Annotated in this window: 11 protein-coding genes and 1 pseudogene; all 12 read right to left on the bottom strand. The window is 34.8% G+C overall.

Annotation, left to right across the window (positions count from 1 at the left end):
- Positions 1-53: 53 nt before the first annotated feature.
- On the bottom strand, positions 54-392 hold the full coding sequence (locus tag ICN37_RS11670; protein ID WP_370623810.1) for a hypothetical protein: 339 nt from the start codon (positions 390-392) through the stop codon (positions 54-56).
- 212 nt (positions 393-604) lie between these two features.
- Entirely contained in the window at positions 605-1,813 is a 1,209-nt protein-coding gene (locus tag ICN37_RS02760) for a glycosyltransferase (protein ID WP_216154659.1), read from the bottom strand.
- On the bottom strand, positions 1,810-2,811 hold the full coding sequence (locus ICN37_RS02755; RefSeq protein WP_216154657.1) for a glycosyltransferase family 9 protein: 1,002 nt from the start codon (positions 2,809-2,811) through the stop codon (positions 1,810-1,812). Before ICN37_RS02755 ends, ICN37_RS02760 begins: the two co-directional genes overlap by 4 nt.
- Positions 2,812-2,838: 27 nt before the next feature.
- Positions 2,839-3,954 (bottom strand): hypothetical protein, encoded by a 1,116-nt coding sequence (locus tag ICN37_RS02750; protein WP_216154655.1) that lies wholly within the window; start codon positions 3,952-3,954, stop codon positions 2,839-2,841.
- 385 nt (positions 3,955-4,339) lie between these two features.
- Entirely contained in the window at positions 4,340-5,554 is a 1,215-nt protein-coding gene (locus ICN37_RS02745; RefSeq protein ID WP_216154653.1) for a glycosyltransferase family 4 protein, read from the bottom strand.
- A 12-nt stretch (positions 5,555-5,566) separates the two neighbouring features.
- On the bottom strand, positions 5,567-6,586 hold the full coding sequence (locus ICN37_RS02740) for a hypothetical protein (protein ID WP_216154651.1): 1,020 nt from the start codon (positions 6,584-6,586) through the stop codon (positions 5,567-5,569).
- A 7-nt stretch (positions 6,587-6,593) separates the two neighbouring features.
- Positions 6,594-7,175 (bottom strand): polysaccharide biosynthesis C-terminal domain-containing protein, encoded by a 582-nt coding sequence (locus ICN37_RS11665; protein ID WP_370623811.1) that lies wholly within the window; start codon positions 7,173-7,175, stop codon positions 6,594-6,596.
- Positions 7,176-8,254: 1,079 nt separating this feature from the next.
- Positions 8,255-8,938, bottom strand: a complete 684-nt coding sequence (locus ICN37_RS11625; RefSeq protein ID WP_304609643.1) for an acyltransferase — start codon at positions 8,936-8,938, stop codon at positions 8,255-8,257.
- Between the two features lie 11 nt (positions 8,939-8,949).
- Positions 8,950-9,939, bottom strand: a complete 990-nt coding sequence (locus ICN37_RS02725; RefSeq protein ID WP_216154647.1) for a glycosyltransferase family 2 protein — start codon at positions 9,937-9,939, stop codon at positions 8,950-8,952.
- Positions 9,940-9,995: 56 nt separating this feature from the next.
- Positions 9,996-10,949, bottom strand: a complete 954-nt coding sequence (locus ICN37_RS02720) for a UDP-glucuronic acid decarboxylase family protein (RefSeq protein WP_216154645.1) — start codon at positions 10,947-10,949, stop codon at positions 9,996-9,998.
- 4 nt (positions 10,950-10,953) lie between these two features.
- Entirely contained in the window at positions 10,954-11,625 is a 672-nt protein-coding gene (locus tag ICN37_RS02715) for an FkbM family methyltransferase (protein WP_216154643.1), read from the bottom strand.
- A 41-nt stretch (positions 11,626-11,666) separates the two neighbouring features.
- Positions 11,667-11,784 (bottom strand): annotated as a pseudogene (locus ICN37_RS11485) (IS30 family transposase); the annotation flags it as partial.

The following is an 11,784-nucleotide window of genomic DNA, read 5'->3' as shown; positions in this document are numbered from 1 at the left end:
AAAATTAACTAAATTTTTTTAGTTTTTTACAAAAAAAGTTGTATAAGAAATCTTTAAATACTACTTTTACGAACACCTACTTTTTTACAAGGATTCCCTGAATTAACAGACCATGCCTCACTCACTGATTTAATAACTACTGACCTAGCGCCTATAACAACACCCTCAGCAACTGAAACTCCAGGATGTATAAAAACCTCACTGCAGATCCAAGCTCTGGCCCCGATTATAATTGGCTTTGAAAATAATTGAAAATTGCTAGTATTAAAATCATGTGACCCAGTGCAAACATTTGCCCCTTGAGAAATTACAGCATAGTCCCCTATTCTGATTTTATCCATACTGTATAGCGTTACAGAATCACCAATGCCTACAGCATCGCCAAACTGCAAATTCCAAGGCGCCCAAATTTTGACGCTAGGATATATGTGGCAACCTTTACCCAGCTTAGCACCACATAATCGCAAAAGAAACGCTCGCCATGAATGACAGGGTCGCGGACTAAACCGAAATAAAAAAATATAAATTATTCCCCATATTTGACGCCCCAATCTATTCCCAAGTGTAAAGGAAGGCTCTCTAGTTGGATCATTGCCTATTATTATCAAGACTTAAAGCCCTCCAATATACTTTTATAATTTAAGGCAGATTTACTAATATTAAAATTACTTTGAAAGCATAACTCCGCCTGTAATTTCATATTGGAAAAAGAAACAGGGTCTAAGCTTAGCCAACGATTTAAATTACGCATGGTGCCATCTTCGGTATCTTCATCTACAAACCCTGCGGCATAAGACTGTATTTCACGCCAGATATTTACTTGATTGGAAATTAAAACAGGAATACCGCAAGCTAAAGCCTCTGCAACAACAATTCCAAAATTCTCTTGGTGCGAAGGCAAGCAAAATACTTCAGATGAATAGTAGGCCCCCCATTTATCATCAGCTTGTAGCATGCCAGTCCACGTAATTTTATTTGAAATACCAAGCGCCTCTGCCAATGCGATTAGTACGGCACGCAGCCCCATAGTGTCCGGACCTGCAATAACTAGATGTAGGTCCGGATCACGATCAGAAATTTTTGCAAAAGCTTTAATTAAAATATCACAACCTTTTTTCTCTACAATTCTACCGAGAAATAGTAATATTCTTTTACCCTTGAGATGCTCATATTGGTCAAGAAATTTTTTCGATAACTCATGACTATTTTTTGGTGGCGCAGATGTCCCGTAAGAGCAAACTATTTCATTAGCCCTATATAGCCAAAAAGATTTTCTAGCCAAAATTTTCTCTTCTTCGCATGTAAAAATTACAGCATTTGCATGCTTAAGAGTTTGGTAGTCAGACCAGGGCCAAAATAGCCATTTTTTAAAGTGCTTAAAGGGGTATTTTTTCTTAAACCATGGATCCAACATCCCATGTGTAAACACAACATAAGGAATGCCAATTTTTTTATAAACTCGCTGGACTGCAAAACCATGATATTGCCAGATCCCATTTACAACGATAATGTCAAATGACTTGGCATTAGCGCTTAACCATGGGACTAAACGGGGGTTATATCGAAACGAAGTGTAGACAGGACCAAGCGCATGGATTTTTAAATCATTTTTAGATTGCAGCCAGGGTGCATCTGGCTTATCTGAGCAAACAACTGTAATACTCACATTACTACCGCTTAAATTGCGAGCTAACTGATTAACTCCTTCGATAGGTCCACCGTTATCTGGATTTACCGAGTCTATTACATGAAGAATTTTTAATTCTTCATGTACATCAGTCGATAAAATACTTTCATTAATTAAAGATTTCATAATGAATTTACCATCTTAGTAACGCCATTAAGTACCTCAGAAACGTTAATGGAGTCGATTCCATCCATAGAATGAAATACGATATGCTTATTACCATAGGGATGCCACTTATTAGGCTTATTCAAATTTCCAAAAATACCAATACACCTAGCCTGAACAGAAGCAGCTAAATGCAAAGGGCCGCTGTCATGCCCTATAAAAAAAGAGGATTTCGATAGAATGGCGGCGGTTTGACGTGGCTTTAAAACCCCACATAGATTGATTGATTTCGTGGTTGACTCTAATAAAAGATCCCTAGCACGTAGCCATTCATCAGACGAACCAACCACCACAAAACCAAAGTCTGGGTAACTCCCAGAAATCTCAGAAATTAACAATTTCCAATTACCCTGACCCCAATCTTTGTTAGGGTTCTTTCCACCAATATTTATAGCTATAAACTTGTCAGTGCCAAGTGACGCTAGCTTGGCATCCGCAAATCTAAGCTCGTCTTCTGTAAGAAATAGCGACCAAGCATCTTCAGACTGTAAATCAATGTCCCCAAGATTTTTAATGGACCTTGCTAGCCTCTCTGCTTCAAACTCAATAAAACCAGTTCTAGGATTGCTTTTATTATCCAATAAGGAATTAATGAATCCACCACCAATAATATTTTTAATCCCACTTAGATGAAAAAAAATATATTCCCTAAGGTAAGGAAAAAATCCTTTGGAAGATTTTAAATAGATAACTGTATCTGCTCCAGTTAAAACAATCTTTTTTCTTAGCTTCGCTAAATCAGGAATTGATCGCAAACCAACATTGTAATTAATAATTTCATCAATAATACCCGCAGGCATTAATAAATCATCGGTAGGAATAGCTTTTGAAGATACCGGATTATTAGTTAGCAATATTTTTCTATAACCAGGAAAGCTAGAGCTCACTTTATGTAAACAAGGAAGGGAAATAACAGTATCACCCATGCTTCCAAGCCTATAAATGATGATTGATTTCATATAATAAATTTTATTAATTTAAAAGATTTATGAATTATTAATAGACATTTTTTTATAAAACAAAAATATTATAAAATAAATTAAGCCATATTGAAATAGGCCTCTAGTGATAAACTGCATACCATCTACTAATGAATCAGAATTAAAAAAATTTAAGAGGAAATTTAAATTCATCAAAATTAATGGGGATATAAAAAACGTACCCCGGATATTAATTTCAAAAGAATGGATCACGACCATTACTATAACAAAATAAGGTATTAGTATTAAAAAGAATAAATTTCCAAATAAAATTAATGCATGAGCAACATTAGAACCCGTTAGAAATGATTGACTTAAAAACCCGCCTGAACCATACCTAAGAAAATCCCCCATAGAATAGGTGTTTTCATTTTTATCAATATTACTTCCTATTATTCTTAATATTGGGGTTGGTAAAGTTGAAAAAATTTTATTTCTGCTAAATTCTACTACCTCCCTAACATTATCGCTAGGCATTTTGATAACTTCAGTAATGGTTAAATCAGAAAATTTAACCGATAGTAGCCTATCAATCATGACATTACCAGTGTAATCTTCGCTATAGTCTGAAAAAACAGTATCTAAGGATAGTTTTTTTAAATGATTTAATCGGTCTCTGTCAGATAATATATCTAAGGTCTCTACTACCATCTCTACTGGTGAATTATCTTTTCTAAACTCTCTAGCAACTGCCATTGAAAATACAAGATCAGTTGCCAATGAAAAGACGGGAATTAATGCAATTAAAATAATGAAATGCTTCATTCCAAAATTAAATTTTAAGTTACCTAAGGCCATATAAAGGATCATAATTAAAATTAGGTTAAAAACCCCACCAAATATAAACCCACGAACATTAAGAGCAATCGCCATTATAACCAATAGAAAAGTATATATAATAATTTTCTTGCTATTTTTTGGAGCGTTTATTGAGTAAATTTTGGGATAAAATAAAGTCAAGTATGGCGCAGATATAAAAATGGAAAGTGATTGTATAAATTTACCAGTAATATCACCATATTCAATTTTAGAATCTATTCCAACATACCTTGATTGATATATTAATGATAGAAACCCCAAATAACCCAATATAAATAAAAGATTATTTTTTGGTAGATCCATTAAATGTAATGGATTGAGAAAATTTTTTCTTATGAAAGATGAATATTTACTAAGTTTATATTGAAATATAAACGCTGAAATTAAGAGCCCCATTTGAAATAGGAATACATATATAAATGTATATATTGGAGACTCCATTTTCTCACTAACAGACTGGAAAAAAAATGTTTGAAAAATCACAGGGCCAGATTGTGTTAAAAAATTAAATCCAACAAGCATAACAACTATTAGCGGGCTAAATTTTAATAGATTATATTTAGATATATAGTTTATTAAAATAAATGTTGAACACAAAATAATTAAGTTAGATAATATATTCTGAATTGAAGAGTCGACCATTATTTGTATTATTAAAAATAATACAAATAAACTGTAAATAATTTTATTAATTTTTATACTCACAATTCGATTTTATATTATAATCTAGCGCCTTAATTAATCCTTTTTCACACTCTGAAAAATTCCAATTTTTTATAATTTCTAAACTAGCTGCGCCCATTCTTTTTCTAAGACCAAAATCCAAAATAAGGATTTCTAATGCATTTGTAAGTGAATTAATATCACATGGATTAATATGAAGGCCATTGACTCCATTTTTAACTAAATCTGGGACACACCCAACCTCGTTAGAAATAATAATTGGCAAGCCCGCACACATTACTTCATTTACAATGAGTCCCCACGGCTCATTTTCTGCCGGCAATACAAAAATGTCTGATACAGAATAAAATTTTGGCAAGTCATTTTGATTAATAAATCCCGCGAATGAAACATCTGTAAGACCAACTTTTTTAGCAAGGTTTATTATGTCAGACTCCATTTCTCCAGATCCAACAATCAATAGCGAAGCTTCAATTCCTTTTTCCTTTAATGTGGCTAACGAGACAATTAATTTATCTGGATGCTTTCTTTGAGTTAATTTCGAAGCATACAGAATAACGGGCTTATTTGAACTAATTGCATATTCTCTCCGAAGTGAAATTTTGCTAGCTTCACTTATCTGTGATGATGAAATAAATCTCTCATTATCTACAGCGTATGGAACAAAAAATATTTTCTCTTCTGGAACACCAAAATCTAAATAAAATTTGCGGTTTAATTCACCTATAGATAAAAATCCATCAACATATTTATATAATAATTTAAATATGAAGCTCCTAAATAGCCTTCTAATTTTTGAACGATCTAACCCCAAGTGATTATCGGATCTTATATATACAGGTATCTTACAGCTTTTCGCAGCTAAAAATGCAATTAAAAAAGCCAAATAAGAGGTAAAACCATGCAGCCATAGGGCATCAAATTTGCCACGCCTTATTTCACGCCATATTTGTGGGCATACTAGGGAAAAAAATCCATTAAGATCTCTTTTATTATAATTTTTACCTAAAAATGAAGAATTATAACCGCGCAATAAATCTATATCCCATGTTATTTCTTTTTTAAACCCATTATCAAATCCACCTCGAAGACTTATATCACTGCAATAAAAGACATGTACATCAATATTTTTTCCTTTATTAAAATATGAATACATTGGGGCAAAGTATTGTATAGGATGAGTATTTAATATAGCTACCCGATATTTTTTATTATTCATAAATATAAATTTCTAAATATAATTTCTGTTTAATTTATATTCATTTAATACATTTTTGGCAACTGCAACAGTTGTTTGATTTTTTACCCATTCTAGAGCACCATTTTGAAGCAATTTATATTCACTATCGTTAATATTATCTATCTTTTTTAAAAGATCTTCTGCCGAAGTATACGCTATACAATTTCCATCATTTAATCCGTGTGGCGCACAAGTCTGAGGCTTCAAGTGTAGATTTTTAAAACATGGTACGCAACCATTGGCAGCAATTTCATAATGTCGCAAGCAATCCCAGCCCGCTCTTTTCGTAGTAATTCCAAATTTCGATTCTTGAAGATCTTTATAGTACTCCATCTCGTTTTCAAACGCATACTCTAATGATGATTCTGGTATCAAACTGGCTAATTCAGGATCTACTATATGCTTCGAAAATTTTTTTATCTTAATTATTTCTGGATCATTTATAATTTTCTCAAAAGGAATTGAGAAATTAATTTTTCTTATATTTTTATCTTTAAAAAATAATTTGTATATCCTACTAGGTAGAATTTCATACATCAAATTAAATACTGTTCTTTCTGTCCATTCCCTTTTGAAATATAAAAAATTGTTAATAACATTTGGCATTAACCAATAGCTTGAATTTCGTATAAACTGTCCTGCTGCTGGAAAGCCTCTCTCATTATCCTCCCCATCTAAAATAATAGTATTGCCTTTTTTTAACCATGGTTTAAATTGATAGTAAAAGCCAAATTGCCTCCAAATATTTCCAATTATTATTAAATCAAAGTAGTTTTTTTTAATCTTTTCCTCTATATTAAATCTATCAGCCCCATCCTCCTCTAAGAGCCCAGAATATAAAGTAAATCCAAATCCTCGCACTTTTTTTCTAATGTTTTCATTGCAATCTTTGTACAAAATATCTGCCCTTGGATAATCAATACAGTCTATCTTATAAAGGGTTTTAAGGCCGTGCAATACGCCATCGGAAAGATAATCTTCTTTTGATGATGTAATAAATAGTATTTTCATATTAATATTATAAATGTATGATTCTTCTTATTAAACTTATTGCCTTAACCTTGAATATTAGAGTAACGGCTTGATTTCTTACTAATAGAGGCAGATGATTCCAATACCATTTAGCAATACATATCTGAGTAATCAAGGTTAATATCAGGAAGACTTTAGATAAATACGATGTGAAGAAATCAATAGCAATCATTCCAGCGGCCGTCGCTAAAATTGAAGCAACTAAAGTTCTAAACGACCTCCAAGGCCATTCCAGACCATTTTTCTTTAACAATTGCTTTGCCCAGAAAACATTTAGTGAGAGGCAAATCAATTCAGCAGCCAACAAAGAGCAAGCAGCACTTCTTATTCCGTAAATTGGAATTAATATGTACATACCAGCGATAGCTATTAAAGTGCCAATTAAGGAAACTAAAAATTGAGCCCTTACGCTATTTTTACCCTGAATGATAGCCACTGCAGGTTGGGATATGGCTAGGACTAAAACACTCAATGAGAGCGCTCCAAATGTCCATGAATCAAAGTCAATCTTGTTATGCGTCCAAATTGGAAATAAAGTTGGTGCTATGAATTGAATAACCACAACCATCGGGGATAAAGCGACGGAAAGAATGAGCCATACAATCGCAAAGGCTCCCTCCATGCGCTCCTGATCTCTCATTTCTAAAAAACGTATTAATTCAGGTAAAACCGGTCCAGAGACTGTATTTAATCCCTGAAGCGCGAAATTTGCGCCCGTTCTCATCACAGAAAATGCAGCCATCTCTCCAGTACCCACTAAGGGAGATAAAATTACTCTCGTTCCCTGTTGCCGAGATATTTCAGTTAGGCCCTTAGCTATAAGCCATATAGATTTAAACCATAAAGAAATTCCATTCTTAATATTGGGCATTACAAGACCCATTTTTTCATTTCGAAATATTAATGCAAGGGCTATAAAAAATATTAAATTAAAGAGAAGTGTTACACCAAATAATGAGATTGCAGCTTCAATAAGGTTCGCGCCATAAATAACTGCCACGGCTGGGACCAAAGCTGTTATTAACGCATAAAAAGCTCCCCACCATGATAATTGAGGATTATACCCAAGCGGAATAAGCCATCGAACAACCAAACCACCTTGACTACCAGATATCAACCAAGTTCCTGCCTGCAATATAAGCGCAAGACCGCATTGTCTTATTAGCTCAGGGTCTCCAGGTATCCATTTACCTAATAGTCCCATATGAACAATCCACCACACTAAAAAGATATCCCATATTGCGATGAAAAATGCTATTGGAGAAGCGGAACAAATAATTAGTGCAATTTTGTGCCTTTGAGACGCGCCTAGTCCAAGGCATTCGTAACCTACATAGTCTTGATACGCAACATCAACCAGTGTAACCACTGACCAAATAGCCTGCATTAGTAACCAAGCACCAAAAGTCTGAGCACTCCATGATCCCAGGTAAATCGGTATTAAAGCTACTTGGGTGAATACCATTATCAAAATACGAACCCATGATGCGGCACTTGCAGATATAACTCGAGTTGAGCTTGAACTACGATTTTTCATATAAAGCCCGCCCGCCACATACTACGAATTTTTTATTATAAATAGATATATAGTTCTCTATATTAATATATTAATGATAAATTAGATAATATATAATACTAACTTAATTTTTATCCATAAAACTCTATATTATTTTTTATTATCTTTGCAGGAACTCCCGCGACCATAGCACCAGGAGGCACATCGCTTGTAACCACCGCTCCCGCCGCCACAATTGCACCGTCACCAATATTTACCCCCTTTAATATTGTTGCATTCATGCCTATCCAAACTCCATCCCCAATATTAACTGGTAAAGTTTCATTGTTTTGAATGCCATTTTTATATGTTTTATGAAAATCATGATCACTAATAGTTACGCCAAATGCAATTTGACAGTTTGACCCAATTTTTACACTCTTCTTGGCAATGATCATATTATTTCCAGCAGTAAAGCCACCACCCCCAAATGAAATAGTACCGCCCTCAAGAATCCAAATCAATGAACCGCAACCAATTTGGTTATACCCCATAAAAATTAATTTAGAATTCTCGAGAAGATGTAACTTAGTTCTACCCGCCCAACCCCTAAAACTACTTCGTTCGGTTCCAAGAACTAGAAAGCCTGAATGGTTAAACTCAATAATTGAGCCACGCCTTAAATCTAAACAGGTATTGAAATTTATATATGCGCACAGAGCCAAGTACTTATTCGAAACAGATTTTTTTTTTACATGTCCGGAGAAATTAAATAACAAACTCCTCAGCAAATGAAACGGAGCAGTTAAGTTAATATGTAATAAAGGATTTTTCATTAAAGAGTTGATTATTGGTTATATTTACTTCTATAGATACTAATTAGCAACCATCTCAAAATTACTAGCGGCATCAAATCATATTTTGTGATTGAATCTTTGCTTGTTAAGATCATTTCTGGTTTTTTTCTAATGACCGCATAACTCAGCCACTTGAATGTTTCAAAAGAAAGCAGAATTCGAAATTTCCACCACTTTAACCGACCGCCAAAGGAGTCTATGTCCCAATACGTGAGGCGATTTGCAATATGAATTTCATACAATAATTGACGACGACGCCAAGTCCAAAAGTTCTCTTTGTACGCAACAGGGTAATTATCTGGTCTTTCTTGGCGGATTGCAATTACAGGTTCATCAACATATGCTACTTGCCACTTCATTGATAATCTCATCCATAAATCAATATCCGCAAGCATGCCGAACTCTTCTCGCATTCCCCCAACGGAAAGCCATGCATCCCGTCGTATCATTGCAGTACCCCTAACGCAGCAGCCCCACTTTGGAAACAGAAGTTTCTCTAGCAACCAACGTCCCTCCATACACTCCTCACCAATGTTCCACCTGAATATTGTTTTACTCCCGTAAACACCGTAGGGATTAAAAACAAAGGCTGCGCCCTCATTTTTTTCTAGCGCGAGAGCCCACTTTTCCAATAAATCAGTTCGACAAATATCATCATGATGGAGTAATGCAATGTATGGTTTATTTATATTTTTAATTGCAAAGTTAGCATTACCAGCCATTCCCATATTATGCGGAGTTTTTAATAACTTAATTCGATCATTGTTGCAAATCAGTTCCTTAATAATATCAAAAGTATTATCCGTAGAGCAATCATCACTTATATAAATATCATAGCCATTAATTGTTTGATTTAAAATAGATTTGAGTGTTGATTCAATTAAATGGGCATGATTATAAGTTAAAATACATACAGAAATTTTAGAACCTAAAAATTTAGGTTCTATATTTGTTAATTCTGTAGATTTATATTTATTCATTTTTCTATTAAATATATTTATGTATATTTTTAATATTAGTGGGTTTATTTATAATGTTATATAATTACTTTTCTAAAATACCCAATCGTCTCTTTGAGGCCGTCCTCTAGATTGACCTTGGGTTGCCAACCAAGCTTGGCTTTTGCTAGCTCAATGTTCGGTTGACGTTGTTTAGGATCATCTGATGGCAAAGACTGATGGATGATCTTAGATTTACTGCCCGAGAGCTTGAGGATCGTTTCGGCTAATTGAAGCATGGTGAACTCGCCAGGATTACCAATATTGACTGGTCCTGTAAAGCCCTCTTCCGAATTCATCATTTTAACCATCGCATCGATTAAGTCATCGACATAGCAAAAGCTTCTGGTTTGCTGGCCATCACCATAGATGGTGATGTCTTTACCTTGCAGAGCCTGCACAATAAAGTTGCTTACTACGCGACCATCATTGGGGTGCATGCGGGGACCGTAGGTATTGAATATGCGCACTACCTTGATATCTAGATTATGTTGACGGTGATAGTCAAAAAAGAGGGTTTCTGCGCAGCGTTTACCTTCGTCATAGCAAGAGCGAATACCGATCGGGTTCACCTTGCCCCAATACTCTTCTGGCTGAGGATGGACCTCTGGGTCGCCATAAACCTCACTGGTGGATGCCTGCAAGATACGAGCTCTGGTTCTTTTGGCTAGGCCGAGCATATTAATAGCACCGTGCACACTGGTCTTGGTCGTCTGTACTGGATCGTATTGATAGTGCACCGGGGAGGCTGGGCAAGCCAGGTTATAGATTTGATCGGTTTCTACATAAAGAGGGAAAGTCACATCGTGACGCATCAGCTCTAAGCGGGGGTTTGGCAATAAATGCGCCAAGTTTTCTTTGGTACCCGTGAAATAGTTATCTACCACCAATACATCATTACCTTCTTTGAGAAGCCTCTCAGTAAGGTGCGAGCCTAGAAAGCCAGCACCGCCGGTGATAAGGATTTTATGTAGATTGTTGTCTTTTTTCATCTATTTAATATGAGATTCCATTGATAATTTTTAGTGGAGAACTATTAACTCTATCAATGACAAAGTTAATATCACGAATGAATATTGTATTTCCTGACTCTGAATTTTTTCCATTTAGACATAAAAATTTCCTACTAAATGGGTCGTACGAGTAGGTGTCAAATCCCTTAGTTTTTAAAAATTTAACAATCTGATTTTCATCGTACTTATAACGGCACCCGCTTCCATTAAGCTCTATAATAATAACCTTAAGAGATGGTTTACTTAATATATATTCGGAACCTTGTAGAACGGGTGTTTCAAATCCTTCTACATCTATTTTTATAATCGCTGGAGATTCATCCTTAAGAATTAAATCTAATGTTGATACTTTGACAGTTATTGCTTCAGAGTCTATCTCTCCGTCTGATAAGGCATGATTCATGCAGTCCATACTAGTCGTAAAAGATAATTCCCCGATAGTGTCACTGAGGCCAATATTAAATGTATGAACTAAATTTTCTATATGATTTAATCTAATATTTTCATTCAATTTTATATAGGTTTCAGGTACAGGTTCAAATACAAAACCTCTTGCTTTTTTGGCGGCACAAGCAAGGATACTATAGGACCCAACGTTGGATCCAACGTCAACGAATAGGTCCCCCTCCCTTACAAAATCAAGCAATAAACTCATGTCACAAAACTCATGCAGTCCAGTATAAATATTTCGTAGATTCAAACACGAAGTGCAACACGGTTTAAGGACTGCATAAATACTTCATTGGGGGTTTTAAACCCTAATCGTTTTCTAGGTCGGTTGTTTAAACGGTCTTGGATCATTCTAAGCTCCTTA

The sequence above is a fragment of the Polynucleobacter sp. P1-05-14 genome (genome assembly GCF_018881675.1).
Taxonomy (GTDB): Bacteria; Pseudomonadota; Gammaproteobacteria; order Burkholderiales; family Burkholderiaceae; genus Polynucleobacter.
Note: the sequence above shows the minus strand (reverse complement) of the source record. Positions and strands in the feature narration are given on the sequence as shown.